Genomic DNA, 15,332 nt, shown 5'->3' on the forward strand with positions numbered 1-15,332 from the left:
CTCACCGGCTCGCGTCGACGGCGATCTCGCCCGCACGGCAATTCTGCCGCGCCACTTCGGGGCAGGGCGCGAAGCCGCGCAGATCCTTGGTGAAGCAGATCCGCACCTCCTGCAACTCTCCCCGGGTGCAGGTGACCGACATCATGTCCGGGCGCAGGCCGCGATTGGCGGCCACGAACTGGCGGGCGATGTCGACGGGGGCGATGCGCGTGTCGGAATCGGGCTTCACGAAGCCGGCCGGGATGGTCACCGCCTCCCGCGCCTGGGCGGCGGCCTTGAAATACGACATCGGATCGAGGCCCGAACAGGTGCCGTGCTTGCGCCACTCGTGGCGGGCGAGCCCCTCGCTCGGATAGACCTCGCCGGCAACATCCATGGCCTGGCGGGTGGGAGAGCGTTCCACGGAGGAGCAGTCGGACGGGTAGCCCCGCGTATATTGCGGCCACAACCCATGGACGACGAAGCCGAGGCCGCGACCCGGCCGGCACTGGCCGTCGGCGTCACGCCGTCCGGCCGTCTCGCAATAGGTCGGCGACCAGGACAGGGCCAGCACATAGAAATCGAACTCGCCGGGCGTGCCGCCGCGTCCATAGCCCTGCGCCTGCGCGGTTCCGGCGAAAGCCGTCAGCGCCAGTCCGGCGAGCGCGGCGACTCGTCTCACGGACGGGCTTCGCGGCAGGCCGTGGCGTAGGCATAGGCGAGGTTGCGGTCGAGGCCGTGGACGCAGAACTCCACGCCCCAGGTCACGCCGATGAAGCCGAGGCCCTCGCGGACGGAATAATCGACCTTGCGCTTGATCCCGTCCGACGTGGTCGCCACCGCGCTGCAGAAGCGGCGGGGATAGGTGTCGAGGCCCCAGGGGCGCCAGGCCGTCCGCTCGATCCGGTCATAGCCGACGATGGTGAGGCTCGAGTTCCAGAACTTCGCCTCCTTCTCGGCGAACTGGCTCGACATCTGTTCCAGCACCGAGGAATCCTGGCAGCCCGGAATCTGCCCGTCGAAGGGAAACTCACGTTCCTCGGCGGGGGTGATCTCCTCGCGGCCCGAGCGGGCGAAGGCGGGTTGGAGGCTACCCGCGAGGACGAGGCCGAGGGCCAGGGCGGTGACGAGGAAATTCGGGCGCATGCCGGCGTCTTTTCGCTGGAGTCCGTTCATCCGCGGACGATGGCGTCTGTCCGGGCGGTGTCAAGCGCAAGAGGCCGGGCGGCATCGCTTTCATTCCGGCCTGGGGCGACCGGAACACAGTCCGGCCCTCAGTAGATCGGGTCCGACAGGCCCGGGGCGGCGAGGGAGAGCGGCTCGTCCGAGAAGCCCGGCGCCGGTTCGGCATAGGTCGGCGCGGAGGCCAGACGCGAGGTCTGCGGGCGCGGTACCGGCCGGGCCGCTGGCGTGGAGGCATAGGCGGAAGGCGCCCGATTCGACGGGGCGGCAGCGGACAGGGCGGGGGAGGGCGCGCGGGCGACCTGCGGGCTCGTCCTGGCCGGGCTCCGGTTAGAGGACATCGGTGCCACGCCGTAGGGATCGTCCTCCTCGACATCGAGGGGGGCCTGGGGCGGGGCGGGCTGGCGCTCCACCGGGCGCGGGCGCGAGACCGGCCGGGGCACGCCGTCGGCGCCGAGCTGCGGCGTGAACTTCAGCAGCGGCTGGCAGATGCGCTTGAGGCCGCGCGGGTCGTGGCGGGCGAGATCCACGTGGATATGGTCGTAGTGGAACACGTTGGAGCCGGGGGCGAGCACGGTGGAGAAGCGTGCGCAGGCGCCGATGAACACCTCGCGCAGAAAACCCTGCTCGGCCTCGGTGCCGCGCCAGCCGCCCTTCACGGTGATGACGTAGCCGTCGGCGAGCTTGAACGACATGATGTCGACGGCATTGCCGAACGAATGCTCCGAGAGCTTGGCGCCGGCCTGGTTGTTGCGGCCGCGGCAGGCATAGGAGCCGGCGTTGATCTCGGCCACGGGCTGGCCGAAATACAGGTTGGCGGCGGGCTGGATCGTATCCGCCAGCCATGCCTCGGCCTCGGCCAGGGCCGGGCAGGCCAGCGTCATCCGCTGTTTCAGGGCGACCGAGCCCTTGCCGAGACGGGTGATCCGATAGGGCTGCAGCATGCCGCAGACGCCCGGACCGGCGATCTCCTTCACCGGTGTCACGAACTCGGTGGTCTCCACAAGCCGCTTGGCGTTGCAGGCCTGTTCGGTCTGGTCGCGCCAGGCCTCGCGGCTCTCGAACGGGCTGCGTCCACAGCCGGTGAGACCTGCGCCGATAAGTCCGAGAACGGAAAACGCGAGTACGCTACGCCACATGTCGGAACAATGGGCAGCTTTTCGTAAAGCGTTCGTCAACGATGCCGAGTGATCGCTCACCTGTGTATGAGTGTGGACGGCCGAGGCTTCCCGCTTGCGCGGCCGGAAGCGCAAGTCGCGCCGGGACGCTTGAGCGCGCCCCGCGCCCGGTCTATCGCAGCCTCACCGATGATCCCGCCGACGGCACCGATGCGTCCCTGGAAACAGGCTGTGGCCCGGGCCTTCGACGGGGCGGACGATTACGATGCCGCCGGAATCATCCAGGCGGAGGTCGCCGGGCGGCTGGCGCAGCGCATCGCCGCCCTGCCCCTTCCCCCGTCGCCACACATTCTCGAGATCGGCTGCGGCACCGCCTTCCTCACGCGGGCCGTCCTCGCTCATGTGACGCCCGGCCTGATGGTGGCATCGGATCTGTCCCCCGCCATGATCCGCCGGGCGCGCGAGCGCATGCAGCATCGGCCGGATTTGGCGTTTCTCGTCATGGACGGCGAGCGGCCCTGCCTGGCGCCGGGCTTCGACCTGATCTGTTCGAGCCTGGCGGCGCAATGGTTCGAGGATCTGGAGAGCGCGCTCGGCCGCCTCGCCGGCCTGCTGGCTCCCGGCGGGTTCCTCGCGGTGACGACCTTGGCCTCGGGCACGTTCCGCGAATGGCACGCGGCGCATGACGCTATCGGCCATCGCCCCGCCACACCGTCCTATCCGACGGCGGAGGCCCTGGCCCGGCTCCGATTCTCCGGCTGCACGAGCAACGTGTTCCTGGAGCCGGTCGTCGAGACACATGCCGACGGCCGGGCCTTCCTCCGCTCGCTTCGCACCATCGGGGCGGGAACGCCGGGCGTCGTCCGTCCCCTGTCGCCCGGCGCGTTGCGGACGGTGATCAGGCAGTTCGAGAGGGGAGGGGCGGCGATCACGTACGAGGTCGCCACCCTGGAGATCCGACGCGATCCCTGACATGGAAACGGCGGGGCTCTCGCCCCGCCGCACTGCGTTCCGGTCTCGGAGAACGCTCCGACCCTACGAGGCCAGGAAGACGCTCGCGGTGCCGACGATCGTCCAGATCAGGCCGCCCGCGAAGGCACCGATCATGGCGTAGGAAAAGCCCTTCAAAACCATGTCCGTCCCTTTCGTCTCAAGCGATCAGCAGCGGTTTCCGCCCGAGGTCTGACCGTATTGCTGGACCGGGAAATTCTGCTGGTTGGCATTGCCCTCGGCGGCCGAGCTCATCGGGCAGCCGAGATAGGCGGGCGGGCGGCTGACCTCCCTGAGGGAGCCCGTCTCGGTGACGTCATAGGGCGAGAAAGCGGTGTAGCGCGAGGGGCGCTCGAACGCCGTTGCAGAAGAGATCGAAGCAGCGCCAAGCACAAGAGCGGTAGCAACGGCGGCGATACGGTTCATCATAGCGTTTTACAAATTCCTTTACAGTGCGGACCAGATGTTTGGCCCGCTTCGCTCTGTATGAAACTGATATAGGAAGTCTCTTTCCTCCATGACGTGCCACGCCACACGAACCATGCGGGATTAAGAGTGCCTCACAAAACTCCCGGTCACCATCGGTTCTCGCTCACGGCACGACGATGCAGCGGGAGTTTTGTGAGAGACACTCAGTGACGAGCCTGCCGATGGCATCGGACCGGATACGATTCAGCGCGCGACGGCGTAGAGCCGGGGCCCGGAAGCCTCGCTCACCGTCCCGGCCGAGATCCAGTTGAGACCGCTCGCGCCCGAGCCGGTAAGGAGATCGCGAAAATCCTCCGAGATGGCGATCGGGAGGTCCACGGCCTTGGCCCGTGCCTCGATGCGGGCGAGGGTGTTCATCGCCGGGCCGAGCACGGTGAATTCCGCGCGATGACCGTCGTCGAACACGCCGACGAGGACGTCGCCGGCATGCAGCGCGATGGTGACGCGCAACGAGGGAAGGCCTTTCTCCGCGAGGCGCCGGTTGAGGGCCGCCAGCCGCAGCTGGACCGCCTCGGCACAGGTGAAGGCCGCGCGCGCCTGCGCCTGGGGAGGGCCGACGAGGAACTGGGCCAGCACCCCGTCGCCGATATACTTGTCGACGATGCCGCCGCGTTCCGTCACGGCCCGGTGCGTCAGGGCGCGCATCTCCATGAGGACCTCCACCACCTGCTGGGGAGGCCGTGTCCGCGTCAGCGCGGAGAAGCCGCGGATGTCGAGGGCGAACAGGCAGGCATGACGCTCCTGGACCTCGCCCGGACCGCCGCCCTGCGCCAGATCCTCGGCGACGGCGGCCGGCACGAAGCGGGTGAGGATCAGGCGCTCCCGCTCCAGCCGGAACGTCGCCGCCACCGCCCAGGTCAGCCGCCGCACGCCGTCGAGGACCACGAGGCTGGCGACCATGAAGGTGAGAAGCCCCGGCACCTCCTCGTCGAGGGTGACGTGGGGTCCCAGATGATGGCTCTCGGGCGAGAGATAGACGAACAGGATGGCGCCGCCCCACCCCGCCGTCACCAGACCGGCGAAGAGGCACGTGTGCCAGACGCGCATGGTGAGCGCGGTCTGCAGCAGGATCAGGAAGGCCGGGATCCGGCTCACCGCGGCGGCTGCCTCCTCCGTGTCGGCGGCGCCCAGAAACATGTGCTCGACGAGGACGTAGATCGCGACGCTGGCATTGAGGAGGGTCGAGCCCCAGCCGAGCCACCCTCGGCTCGGGCCCACGGGGATGCCGGTACCCGGTGCCGTTCGCAGGCTGAGCAGCGCCAGGAGGATCGAGGCCCCGGCATAGACCGACAGGACGATCCAGTGTCCCAGCCCGTGGATCGATCCGTCATAGGTCTGCGCGGTGGCGAGCAGGACCAGGACGATGAGCAACTGCAGGGCGAAGGACCGGCCGCTCGATGCCTGCTGCAAATGCGTGATCGTCGGCGAACGCGGTTCTTCCCCGTTTGCCCGGTCTCGATCCCCGGTTCTCAATAGGCTGTCTCCTCCTGCCCTATCGGCCGCCCCTCATGCCGGATGCAGCCCATGCAGGCCATCGGTGGAGATTGCCGCATGCCGGGCACCGGCTTTCGGGAGGGGTATGCGCCCGGATCGCCTCAGTTGGCGTCGGACGGCGTTCCGTCGCCGCGCCGCAGGAGGAACACCCCCTGCGCGCCGAACAGGTTCCAGACCCACCACGGCATGGAGATCCGCATCGGCCGGCCGCGCGCGTTGAGCGCCGTGGCCTTCTCGATCTCGGCCCCCACGGTCCGGCACAGGCCGACGAAGTCGCGGATGGTGCAATGGTGGATGTTCTGGGTCTCGTACCACTCCTCCGGCATCAACTCGGTCACCGGCATCCGCCCCCGGAAGGCGAGTTCCGAGCGGACCCGCCAATGGCCGAAATTCGGGAACGAGATCACCACCTGCCGGCCGATGCGCAGCAGGTGTTCCAGCACGATGCGCGGGTTGCGCGTCGCCTGGATGGTCTGGGACAAGACCACCACGTCGAAGGCGTCGTCGGGGTAATTGGCGAGATCGGTGTCGGCGTCGCCCTGGATCACCGGCAGGCCGCGCGCCAGGCAGGCGTTGACGCCCTCGCGGGAGAGCTCGATGCCGCGCCCGTCGACGCCGCGCCGGTCGCGCAGCAGCGCGAGCAGGGTTCCGTCGCCGCAGCCGATATCGAGGACGCGGGCGCTCGGCGGCACGAGACCGAGCACGACGAGATGGTCGACGCGGGCGCCGTCGCTGCGCGGCAGCGTGTCGGTCGTGCTCCAGGGGGCGAGGGCCACGCGACTCACCGACGTCACAAGCCCCTCGCCCGGGCCGCGGCGTCGATGAAGCCCTTGGCGGCGTTGAACATCACCGGCTCGTCGAGGAGGAAGGCGTCGTGACCCTTGTCGCTCTCGACCTCGACGAAGGCGACCGAGGCCGAGGCCGCGTTCAGCGCATGCACGATGGCGCGGGAATCCGCCGTGGGAAACAGCCAATCGGAGGTGAAGGACATCACGCAGAACCGCGTCCGGGTGTTGCGGAAGGCGTTGGCGAGCACGCCGCCATGGTCGGCCGCAAGGTCGAAATAATCCATGGCGCGGGTCAGGTAGAGGTAGGCGTTGGCGTCGAACCGCTCGACGAAGCTCAGGCCCTGGTGGCGCAGGTAGCTCTCGATCTGGAAATCGGCGTTGAACGAGAAGGTCGGCGCGGACCCGCCCTGGAAGCGGCGGCCGAACTTGCGGTGCAAGGCCGGCTCGGAGAGATAGGTGATGTGGGCGCCCATCCGCGCCACGCCGAGGCCCTTGGCGGGGCGCGTGCCGGCTTCGAGGTAGCGTCCTTCCGCCCAGGCCGGGTCGGCCATGATCGCCTGACGGCCGACCTCGTGGAAGGCGATGTTCTGGGCCGAATGCCGGGCGCCGGTGGCGATGGGCATCGCGGCGAAAACCCGGTCGGGATAGAGCGCCGCCCATTGCAGCACCTGCATGCCGCCCATGGATCCGCCGACGCAGAGGAACAGGTCGCGGATGCCGAGACGGTCGAGGAGCATCGCCTGACCCCGCACCATGTCGCGGATCGTCACCAGCGGAAAGTCGAGGCCGTAGGGCTTGCCCGTGGCGGGATCGGTGGAGGCCGGACCCGTGGAGCCCATGCAGGACCCGATCACGTTCGAGCAGATGACAAAATAGCGGTCGGTATCGATGGGCTTGCCCGGTCCCACCAGGGTCTCCCACCAGCCGCGCTTACCCGTCACCGGATGGGTGTGGGCGAAATGCTGGTCCCCGGTGAGCGCATGGCAGATCAGCACCGCGTTCGACCGGTCGGCGTTGAGGGTGCCGGCCGTCTGGTAGGCGATCCGGAAAGGCGCGAGATCGACGCCGGCATCCATTGCGAGCGGTTCGTCGAGGGCGAACGAGGCCACCGGGCTTCGCGGATCGAGGGAGGGCGGCGCATCCGTCGGGATGCCGTCCTGGCGGATGTTCCCCTCGTCGGGCCTTGCGAGACTGTCGAGCGACATGGTCATCAGGCGTCTTCGCGCGTTGTTCGCCGATTCGCTTTCGCGGTGATGCGAGGGGGGCGGCCGGTCGCCACCCCATCGACGCGTCGCGAAGGTCCATCCCCATCGGTGCCCGGCCCAGCCGGACGACATGTGGGCGTAATGTGCGTATGCACGGGCGTCAACGAAAGGGGCCGCGCGCGAGAAGGTCACAACCGGTGCTCTGGTCCTCGGGCTTCGGGAAACGTAGACACGATCGGCCGTCTCCCTCATGCGGGGTCGGCAAGATCCATACCCGATCCATACCCGCCGCCGGACGCGACAGCCCGCATGCGCTTCACCACGAGACCCGCACCGCCCCTCGACAATCTCGCCGAGCTGCGCGCCGAGATCGACCGGATCGACGCGGAGATGCATGCCCTGCTGATCCAGCGCGGCTCGATCATCGACCGGCTCATCGCGGTCAAGCGCACCTCGGCCAGCGGCTCGGCCTTCCGGCCCGGCCGCGAGGCCTCGATGATGCGGCGCGTGGCCGAGCGCCATCGCGGGCTCCTCCCCCTCGACACCGTGGAGGGGATATGGCGGGTCATCATCGCCACCTTCACCTGGGTCCAGGCCCCGTTCAGCGTCCATGCGGACGTGTCCGGCGGCGACGCGCCGATGCGCGACTCGGCGCGATTCCATTTCGGATTCACGGTGCCCTACCGGCCGCATCCCACCTGCGCGGCGGTGGTCGAGGCCGTGGCCGCCTCGCGCGGCGATCTCGGCATCTTCCGCCTCGACCCCGAAGGTGCCGCGCCGCCGAGCCCGGAGGCGCCCTGGTGGGAGGGTCTCGTCGGCGAGGGGCGGCCCAAGGTGATCGCGCGGCTGCCCTTCATCGAGCGGCCGACCCATCCCGCCGGCACGCCGGTCTTTGTGGTGGCCAACCCCCTCGACGATCCGGCCGCCGCCCAGCGCGACTGGGTGCTCCATGCGGCCCGGCTCGAGAGCTGGACGCCCGAGAGCGCCCGTGCCCTGCAGGACCTCTACGGCGAGGTGGTGGCGCGCGCGGCCGTCACGGACGGTCACCGCCTTCTCATCGCCGTGCCGGGCGGGGTCGGCGGCCGGCAGTTGCGGGAGACCCTGGAACGGGCCGGCGCGAGGGTGGAAAGCCTCGACGAGATCGGCAGCCACGCCGCCCGGTTCCGGGTGTGACGCCGAAGCAGGTTCAGCAAAAGTGGTCATCGGTTTTGCGTTCCAAAACCTGCGACACGTCAGAGGCCTCAGCGAGGTGAAGCGTTGGCTTGCCAATGCGAACCTGCTTAGGCGGGAGAGAGGCGGTTCACTCGTCAAGGCGGGCAAGCTGCGTTAGACGGGCAGCCTGAACTCCAGCCGGCCCGCGCTCATGTCCTCCGCTCCCTCCGTGTCCCGTCCCGTCCCCCGCCCCGGAATCCTCGCCATCGAGGCCTATGTGCCCGGCAAGAGCGGCGCCCCCGGCGCGGTGAAGGTCCATAAGCTCTCCTCCAACGAGACGCCCCTCGGCCCGAGCCCGCTGGCCATCGAGGCCATGCGCGAAGAGGCGTTCCGCCTCGCCCTCTATCCGGACGGCAATTCGACCCGCCTGCGCGAGGCCATCGCCTTCCGCTACGGGCTCGATCCCGCTCGCATCGTCTGCGGCGCCGGCTCGGACGAGCTCCTGTCCTTCCTCGCCTACGCCTATCTCTCCGAGGGCGACGAGGGGATCTTCACCGAGCACGGCTTCCTGGTCTACCGCATCGCCATCCTGGCCGCCGGCGGCACGCCCGTGGTGGTGCCCGAGCGCGATCTGCACGCCGATGTCGACGCGATCCTCGCCGCCGTCACGCCGCGCACGAGGATCGTCTACCTCGCCAATCCCAACAACCCGACCGGCACCTACCTGCCCTTCGCCGAGATCCGGCGCCTGCATGCGGGCCTGCCGCCGAACGTCCTCCTCGTCCTCGACGGAGCCTATGCCGAGTACGTGCGGACGAACGATTACAGCGCCGGCCTCGAACTCGTTCTCGAGGCCGAGAACGTGGTGATGACCCGCACTTTCTCGAAGATCCACGGCCTCGCGGCCTTGCGGATCGGCTGGATGGTGGGCCCGGCGGGGGTGATCGATGCGGTGAACCGCATCCGCGGCCCGTTCAACCTGTCGGGCAGCGCCATCGCGGCCGGGGCGGCGGCCATCGCCGACGAGGCCCATGTAGCGGCTGCGGTCGCTCATAACGAGACGTGGCTCGCCTGGATGACCGAGGTCGTCTCCTCGCTGGGCCTCGTGGTCACCCCAAGCGTCGCGAATTTCATCCTCGTCCATTTTCCCGACGAGCCGAATCGGAGCGCCGCCGAGGCCGACGCTTATCTGTCCGCGCGCGGAATCATCGTGCGGCGGGTGACCTCCTACGGCCTGCCGGACGCCCTGCGCGTGACCATCGGCGGCGAGGAGGCCAACCGCGCCTTCGTCACGGCGCTCACCGCCTTCGTGAAGGACGGCATCCGTGCCTGAGGCGAACCCCGTCTGCGAGCGCCTCGCCATCGTCGGCCTCGGGCTGATCGGCTCCTCCATCGCGCGGGGCGCGCGGCAATACGGGCTGGCGCGGAGCATCGTCGCCATCGATCGCGACCCGGCCGTGATCGAGCGTGTGCGGGCCCTCGGCCTCGCCGACGAGGCGACGGGCGAGGCCGGGGCCGTCGCGGGCGCCGACCTCGTCATCCTGTGCGTGCCGGTGGGGGCGGTGGGGGCCGTCGCCGAGGCGATGGCGCCGCATCTGAAACCCGGTGCCATCCTGTCCGATGTCGGTTCGGTGAAAGCCTCGGTGGTCGCCGCCGTCTCGCCCCATCTACCCGAGGGCGTTCGTTTCGTGCCGGCTCATCCCGTGGCGGGCACCGAATATTCCGGACCCGATGCCGGCTTCTCGACCCTGTTCTCGGGCCGCTGGTGCATCCTCACCCCGCCGGAGGGCACCGACGAGGCCGCCACCGCACAGGTCCAGGCCTTCTGGGAGGGGCTCGGCGCCATCGTCGAGAGCATGACGCCGGAGCATCACGACCTCGTGCTCGCCATCACCAGCCACGTGCCGCATCTCATCGCCTACAACATCGTCGGCACGGCCGCCGATCTCGAAGCGGTGACGCAATCCGAGGTCATCAAGTTCTCGGCCGGCGGATTTCGCGATTTCACCCGCATCGCCGCCTCAGACCCGACCATGTGGCGGGACGTGTTCCTCACCAACAAGGACGCGGTGCTGGAGATGCTCGGCCGTTTCAACGAGGATCTGGCGGCCCTCGCCCGCGCCATTCGCTGGGGCGACGGCGATGCGCTGTTCGAACTGTTCACCCGCACCCGTGCCATCCGCCGGGGCATCGTCGCCCTCGGGCAGGAGACGGCGGAAGCGGATTTCGGCCGCAGCCGCACCCCGCCGGAACCGGCGAAGGACGAACCGGTCTCGGGGCGGTAGGGTCTCGCAAGATGAACTAGTGGGCTGGTTTGCCGTCGCCCCCGAGCAAAGACGTCCGTTCTCTGACCGACGACCTCATCCTGAGGCGCCGCGTAGCGGCCTCGAGGGAGGGTTCCAGTAGCCACTGCGCGAACTGGAGCCCTCCTTCGAGGCCTCCGCTTCGCTCCGGCACCTCAGGATGAGGTCGTGCAGGCATGAATGTCTCCTGCTGAACCATCACGGCTCATGTACTTGGGTCGAACGGCCTCTCAGTACAGTGGTGGCACCTGGACGTTGGGGATCGGGAACGGACCCAGCATCAGGCGGCCGTCCGTGAGGCGCAGGGGCGGCATCGCCTTGAGGGACGGATCTCCCGCTGCCGCCGGCGTGGCGGCCGCTTCGGCGTCCTGGCGGCGACTTCCGCCACCGAGCAGCTTGCCGACCAGCCCTCCGATCAGGGCACCCTTCTCGGCCCCGAAACGCTGGCCCATGACCTGCCCGACCAGGGCCTCCACCCCGGCGGCGCGGATATCGATCTGTCCGGCGGGACGGTGCTCGTCGTCGAGGGTGATCTTACCCTGGGCCTGGAGGCGGCGGTCGCCCTTGGCCAGGGAGAGCAGGGCGATGTCGAGGCTGCCGCCGGCCCGGCGCCAGGCTTCGAGCTCGCGCGCCACCTGTCCCGTCCGGATGACGGCCGCCTGATTCACCGTGGCATCCAACGCCATATCGACGGGGGCGGTGTTGCCGAGGAGAGGATCGAGGGACGGCACGTTCGCCTGCGTCAGCCGCAGGCTGGTATCGACGGCACCCTCGGTGGCGAAACGGGCGGGGGTCGGCCGGGCGTGAAATTCGAGGTGCTTGGCCGCCACGTCGATGGGCTGCGGTCCGGCATTCGTCACGCTGACCTTCGGCCCATCCACCGCCAGGGAGGCCCGCGTGAACCCGTCGGACGTGCCGTGGAAACTCGCCTCCAGGGAGGTCCAGGTGGCGTCGGCGACGAGGCCGTCCTGTTCCACGTGGAACGGCCCGCTCGCCTGCAGGATGCCCTGGCGCGGCTGATAGACCTGAACCACCGCGGTCAACGGTCCGAGGGTGAAGCGGCTGTCCGCCCGCGAGAAGGCGAGGGAGGCGCAGCGCAGTTCGATCCGGAAGGGATAGCCAGTGATGGTGCGGTCGGCGCAGGTCCAGTTGCGCCCGGCCGAGGCCTCGCGGGCGATCCAGGCATCCATCTCGGACCCGGCCTTGCCGCGAATCCAGAACCAACCCGCGCTCCAGATCAGGACAACGGCGAGGAAGAGAATGTAGGGCAGGAACAGGCCGGTCCGCGATGGCCGTTTCCTGGCCGTCAAATCCGGTGCCTGCGCCATCGTCCACTCGCCTCGATCTCGAAGCCCCGTCGCCGTCGACGGGGTATCCTTCGTGACTGAGCTTTGGCGGGTCTCAACGCGGCGAAAGCATGGCCGCCCGCCGATTCAGGCGGCGACGCTCGTGATCTGGTCCATAGGCCGATCCACATGGAGATCGGCGACGATCTCGCACCGCTCGGCCTCATCCTCGGCCAGGCGGTGGACATGCATCTCCGTGGCGCCGCCATGGCGCGCACGGGCGATCCAGTTGCGGGTGAGCCGCTCGCGCGGGCTCGATCCGGCCGCGGCCACGGCGATGAGTTCGCCGATCCCGGCGGAGTCCCGCCGCACGGCCATCACCACCGCCTCGCCCATGTCGTCGAGTTCGAGCTCGGCCAGTTCATGGATGCCGACGACGTAACGGCGGCCGGACCGGCCGCGCCAAGCGCTCAGCACCAGGGCAGGAGTTCCACGCAGGCTGGCCGTCGTCCTGAGACGTACTTCGCGCATGGGTGGATCTCCTGATCAGAGGATGGGCCTCGGTGAAAGCCGTGTTCCGCGCCTTGCGGGGCGAGAACAAACGCGGCTTTTCCGTTCGCCCTTTGTTCCAGAGTAATCTTAACAATTTCCTTCCGTCAAGAGTCGCGCTTTCGCTCCCCGCAAGGTGCCTCCGACCGGCTTATCCACAGCCTGTGGATAGACTGAGCGCTCACGCGGTCCTGGATTGTTCTGCGACGGCACCGGTCCCGGGCACGGCATGACCGCGTGCCGCCAGATCCGCCCGGCCGGATGCCAGCAGGGCATCGGAGGCGGCTTCGATCCGCGTCTGCATCTCCTCCAGGAACGCCGTGCGGTCGAGGCCGGGGGCGATGGGGGCGAGGAACTCGATCACCGTGGTGCCGGGGCGGCGGGTCAGTTGGCGGCGCGGCCAGTAGAGACCGCTGTTGAGGGCGACGGGCAGGCAGGGCACGCCGAGCGCCGCGTACAGATGGGTGATGCCGAGCTTGTAGGCAGGGGGCGAACCCGGCGCCTTGCGGGTGCCCTCGGGGAAAATGATGAGTTGGCGCCCGTCGCGGATGGCGCGGGCCGCCGCCTCGTTCATCGCCGCCATGGCGCGGGTGCCCTTGGAGCGGTCGATGGCGACCATGCCGGAACGGGACAGGAACCAGCCGAAGAGCGGAATCCAGAGCAGCTCGCGCTTGAGGATATAGGCGAAATCCGGGAAGGCGGTGACGAGGGCCAGGGTCTCGAGGGCGGATTGGTGCTTGGACGCCACCAGCAGCGCGCCGGGGGGGCGGTGGTGCAACCCCCTGAGCTCCACGCGCACGCCCCCGACCACGCGCAGCAGCCACAGGCTCACCTTGGCCCAGAACCGGGCGACACGGATGCAGGCCCGCTCCGAGACGAGGGCGGGCAAGCCGCCGATCGCGATGAGGGCGGTGGCGAGGTAGAAGACGATGTTGAAGGCGATGGAGCGAAGGATATGCATCGGAAACCCGGAATGATGCCCTTCCTGTAGCGCGCGCCGTCCCGCCGCACCATCCGCCGGACCCGAACCGCCCTATTCGCCCTCGGCCAGGGTTCCGCGCTGGCGCGTGTCGGCGGCCCCGGCCACGAGCCCGTCACCCGTCATCACCGAATTGGCCGAGCCCGAACTCGACCCCACCCGCACCGCGTGTCCCTTCGCCCGGAGCAGGGCGAGGGTGTCCGGCGAGAGCCCGTCCTCGGCGAACAGCACGTCGGGCCGCCATTGGTGATGGATGCGCGGGGCGGTGACGGCCTCGGCGAGGTTCATGCGGAAATCGATGACGTTGACGATCACCTGCAGCACCGTGGAGATGATGCGGCTGCCGCCCGGACTTCCGGTGACGAGGACGAGGCGCCCGTCCTTGAGCACGATGGCCGGGGTCATCGAGGAGAGCGGCCGGGCGCCCGGCGCCACCGCATTGGCTGGGCCGCCCACGAGGCCATAGGCGTTGACGCTCCCGGTCTTGGCGGAAAAATCGTCCATCTCGTTGTTGAGGAGGACGCCGGTCCCCTCCGCCACGAGGCCGAGCCCGTAGGAGAAGTTGAGGGTCGTGGTGGTGGAGACGGCGTTCCCGGCGCGGTCCACCACGGAATAGTGGGTGGTCTGGTCGGATTCGTAAGGCAGCGGGTCGCCGGCCTTCACCGCCTCGGCCGGGCGGGCGCGAGCGGGGTCGATGGCGGCGCGCAGGGTCGCGGCATAAGCCTTGGCGGTGAGGCCCCGCACCGGCACCTCCGAGCGGGACGGATCGCCGAGCCAGGTGGCGCGGTCGGCATAGGCCGGCTTCATCGCCTCGGCGAGGATGTGGAGGGCCTGGGCGCTGCCCGCGCCCATCGCGGCCAGGTCGAACCCTTCGAGGATGTTGAGGATCTCGATGAGATGGACGCCGCCGGAACTCGGCGGCGGCATCGAGACGATCTCGTAGCCGCGGTAGGTGCCGCGAATGGGCTGGCGGATCGCGGGGCGATAGGCGGCGAGATCGGCAGGCGTCAGCACTCCGCCCACGCGTCTTGCCGCCGCCGCGATCCGCTCCGCGATCGGGCCGGTATGGAACGCATCGGGTCCATGCTCGGCGATGGCCGCGAGGGTCGCGGCGAGATCGGGCTGGACCAGGGTCTCGCCCCGCTGGAGCGGACGCCCGTCGCGGAAGAACACGGCCCGGCTCGAAGGCCAGCGCCCGAGGCGGTCGGCGGCGCGGGGCAGCGAATCGGCGAGCCCGCCCTCAACGGGAATCCCATCCCTGGCCAAAGCCCTGGCCGGGGCAATGAGATCGGCGAGGGTGAAGCGGCCCGACCCGTAGAGGCGGTGAGCCTCGGCCAATCCGCGCACGGAGCCTGGGACGCCGACGGCCTTGCCGGTGCGGATGGATGCGCCGCGATCGGGCTGCCCGTCGGGGGCGAGGAACATGTCCGCCGTCGCCGCGGCGGGTGCCGTCTCGCGAAAATCGATGGCCACGGTCTCGCCGGTGCCGGCGAGGCGAACGAGCATGAACCCGCCGCCGCCGAGATTGCCCGCCTGCGGCAGCGTCACCGCGAGGGCGAAGCCCACCGCCACGGCGGCATCGACGGCATTGCCCCCGCCTTTCAGGATCGCGACACCGACGCGGGTCGCCAGGGCGTCCTGCGATGAGACCATGCCGTGGGTCCCGAGGACGGGGAGGATGCGGGCGTCGTCGGAGGGGATCGGCGGCAGTTCCGGGGCCGCCTGGGCGAGGGCCGGTCCAGACAGCATCGTGAGAAGCGCCAGGGCGAGGCTGAAGCGATGTCCGGTCATGCCCAATCCGTCATGCGAGGCTCTCCC

15 protein-coding genes are annotated in these 15,332 nt (G+C 69.4%); 4 read left to right on the forward strand and 11 right to left on the reverse strand.

Going from position 1 to position 15,332, the window contains the following annotated elements:
• Window position 1 precedes the first annotated feature (1 nt).
• The 3 genes from ASF34_RS08330 to ASF34_RS08340 form a co-directional block, all read right to left on the reverse strand.
• Window positions 2–661, reverse strand: a complete 660-nt coding sequence (locus tag ASF34_RS08330; RefSeq protein WP_018045905.1) for a ribonuclease T2 family protein — start codon at window positions 659–661, stop codon at window positions 2–4.
• A complete protein-coding gene (locus ASF34_RS08335) occupies window positions 658–1,125 on the reverse strand; it encodes a hypothetical protein (RefSeq protein ID WP_056160493.1) in 468 nt (155 codons plus the stop codon). Before ASF34_RS08335 ends, ASF34_RS08330 begins: the two co-directional genes overlap by 4 nt.
• Window positions 1,126–1,253: 128 nt before the next feature.
• On the reverse strand, window positions 1,254–2,300 hold the full coding sequence (locus ASF34_RS08340; RefSeq protein WP_056160495.1) for an extensin-like domain-containing protein: 1,047 nt from the start codon (window positions 2,298–2,300) through the stop codon (window positions 1,254–1,256).
• A 189-nt stretch (window positions 2,301–2,489) separates the two neighbouring features.
• Between ASF34_RS08340 and ASF34_RS08345 the strand changes: the two genes are divergently transcribed.
• Complete coding sequence (locus tag ASF34_RS08345) at window positions 2,490–3,251, forward strand: methyltransferase (protein ID WP_056161139.1); 762 nt, start codon at window positions 2,490–2,492, stop codon at window positions 3,249–3,251.
• 186 nt (window positions 3,252–3,437) lie between these two features.
• On the opposite strand, the gene ASF34_RS08350 is transcribed toward ASF34_RS08345, so the two are convergent.
• The 4 genes from ASF34_RS08350 to metX form a co-directional block, all read right to left on the reverse strand.
• A complete protein-coding gene (locus tag ASF34_RS08350) occupies window positions 3,438–3,698 on the reverse strand; it encodes a hypothetical protein (protein WP_018045910.1) in 261 nt (86 codons plus the stop codon).
• Between the two features lie 243 nt (window positions 3,699–3,941).
• Window positions 3,942–5,168, reverse strand: a complete 1,227-nt coding sequence (locus ASF34_RS08355) for an adenylate/guanylate cyclase domain-containing protein (protein WP_244478943.1) — start codon at window positions 5,166–5,168, stop codon at window positions 3,942–3,944.
• 185 nt (window positions 5,169–5,353) lie between these two features.
• Window positions 5,354–6,037, reverse strand: a complete 684-nt coding sequence (gene metW, locus ASF34_RS08360; protein WP_051074443.1) for a methionine biosynthesis protein MetW — start codon at window positions 6,035–6,037, stop codon at window positions 5,354–5,356.
• 5 nt (window positions 6,038–6,042) lie between these two features.
• A complete protein-coding gene (gene metX / locus ASF34_RS08365) occupies window positions 6,043–7,251 on the reverse strand; it encodes a homoserine O-acetyltransferase MetX (protein WP_018045913.1) in 1,209 nt (402 codons plus the stop codon).
• A gap of 303 nt (window positions 7,252–7,554) precedes the next feature.
• Between metX and ASF34_RS08370 the strand changes: the two genes are divergently transcribed.
• The 3 genes from ASF34_RS08370 (at window position 7,555) to ASF34_RS08380 (ending at window position 10,682) form a co-directional block, all read left to right on the forward strand.
• Complete coding sequence (locus ASF34_RS08370; protein WP_056160498.1) at window positions 7,555–8,418, forward strand: chorismate mutase; 864 nt, start codon at window positions 7,555–7,557, stop codon at window positions 8,416–8,418.
• Between the two features lie 190 nt (window positions 8,419–8,608).
• Window positions 8,609–9,730, forward strand: coding sequence for a pyridoxal phosphate-dependent aminotransferase (locus ASF34_RS08375; protein ID WP_056160500.1), 1,122 nt, complete (start codon window positions 8,609–8,611; stop codon window positions 9,728–9,730).
• On the forward strand, window positions 9,723–10,682 hold the full coding sequence (locus tag ASF34_RS08380; RefSeq protein ID WP_056160501.1) for a prephenate/arogenate dehydrogenase family protein: 960 nt from the start codon (window positions 9,723–9,725) through the stop codon (window positions 10,680–10,682). The genes ASF34_RS08375 and ASF34_RS08380 overlap by 8 nt, the downstream gene beginning before the upstream one ends.
• A 248-nt stretch (window positions 10,683–10,930) precedes the next feature.
• On the opposite strand, the gene ASF34_RS08385 is transcribed toward ASF34_RS08380, so the two are convergent.
• The 4 genes from ASF34_RS08385 to ggt all read right to left on the reverse strand — a co-directional run bounded on the left by ASF34_RS08385 (window position 10,931) and on the right by ggt (window position 15,305).
• Window positions 10,931–12,028 (reverse strand): DUF2125 domain-containing protein, encoded by a 1,098-nt coding sequence (locus ASF34_RS08385; protein ID WP_056160503.1) that lies wholly within the window; start codon window positions 12,026–12,028, stop codon window positions 10,931–10,933.
• 105 nt (window positions 12,029–12,133) lie between these two features.
• Window positions 12,134–12,517, reverse strand: a complete 384-nt coding sequence (locus tag ASF34_RS08390; RefSeq protein ID WP_051074345.1) for a hypothetical protein — start codon at window positions 12,515–12,517, stop codon at window positions 12,134–12,136.
• 199 nt (window positions 12,518–12,716) lie between these two features.
• Window positions 12,717–13,496, reverse strand: a complete 780-nt coding sequence (locus tag ASF34_RS08395; RefSeq protein ID WP_056160505.1) for a lysophospholipid acyltransferase family protein — start codon at window positions 13,494–13,496, stop codon at window positions 12,717–12,719.
• 72 nt (window positions 13,497–13,568) lie between these two features.
• The gene (gene ggt, locus ASF34_RS08400) at window positions 13,569–15,305 is read right to left on the reverse strand and encodes a gamma-glutamyltransferase (RefSeq protein ID WP_056160507.1); all 1,737 of its coding nucleotides are present in this window, start codon (window positions 15,303–15,305) and stop codon (window positions 13,569–13,571) included.
• Window positions 15,306–15,332 lie beyond the last annotated feature (27 nt).

The organism is Methylobacterium sp. Leaf106 (assembly GCF_001422895.1).
In the GTDB taxonomy this organism is placed as follows: Bacteria; Pseudomonadota; Alphaproteobacteria; order Rhizobiales; family Beijerinckiaceae; genus Methylobacterium; species Methylobacterium bullatum.

Bases quoted from the DNA above. Each gene is read 5' to 3' on its own strand.
- ASF34_RS08345 (WP_056161139.1), top strand. From the start codon at position 2,490: ATGCGTCCCTGGAAACAGGCTGTGGCCCGGGCCTTCGACGGGGCGGAC.
- ASF34_RS08390 (WP_051074345.1), bottom strand. From the start codon at position 12,517: ATGCGCGAAGTACGTCTCAGGACGACGGCCAGCCTGCGTGGAACTCCT.
- ASF34_RS08340 (WP_056160495.1), bottom strand. From the start codon at position 2,300: ATGTGGCGTAGCGTACTCGCGTTTTCCGTTCTCGGACTTATCGGCGCA.
- ASF34_RS08395 (WP_056160505.1), bottom strand. From the start codon at position 13,496: ATGCATATCCTTCGCTCCATCGCCTTCAACATCGTCTTCTACCTCGCC.
- ASF34_RS08370 (WP_056160498.1), top strand. From the start codon at position 7,555: ATGCGCTTCACCACGAGACCCGCACCGCCCCTCGACAATCTCGCCGAG.
- metX (WP_018045913.1), bottom strand. From the start codon at position 7,251: ATGACCATGTCGCTCGACAGTCTCGCAAGGCCCGACGAGGGGAACATC.
- ASF34_RS08350 (WP_018045910.1), bottom strand. From the start codon at position 3,698: ATGATGAACCGTATCGCCGCCGTTGCTACCGCTCTTGTGCTTGGCGCT.
- ASF34_RS08335 (WP_056160493.1), bottom strand. From the start codon at position 1,125: ATGCGCCCGAATTTCCTCGTCACCGCCCTGGCCCTCGGCCTCGTCCTC.
- ASF34_RS08375 (WP_056160500.1), top strand. From the start codon at position 8,609: ATGTCCTCCGCTCCCTCCGTGTCCCGTCCCGTCCCCCGCCCCGGAATC.
- ASF34_RS08385 (WP_056160503.1), bottom strand. From the start codon at position 12,028: ATGGCGCAGGCACCGGATTTGACGGCCAGGAAACGGCCATCGCGGACC.
- ggt (WP_056160507.1), bottom strand. From the start codon at position 15,305: ATGACCGGACATCGCTTCAGCCTCGCCCTGGCGCTTCTCACGATGCTG.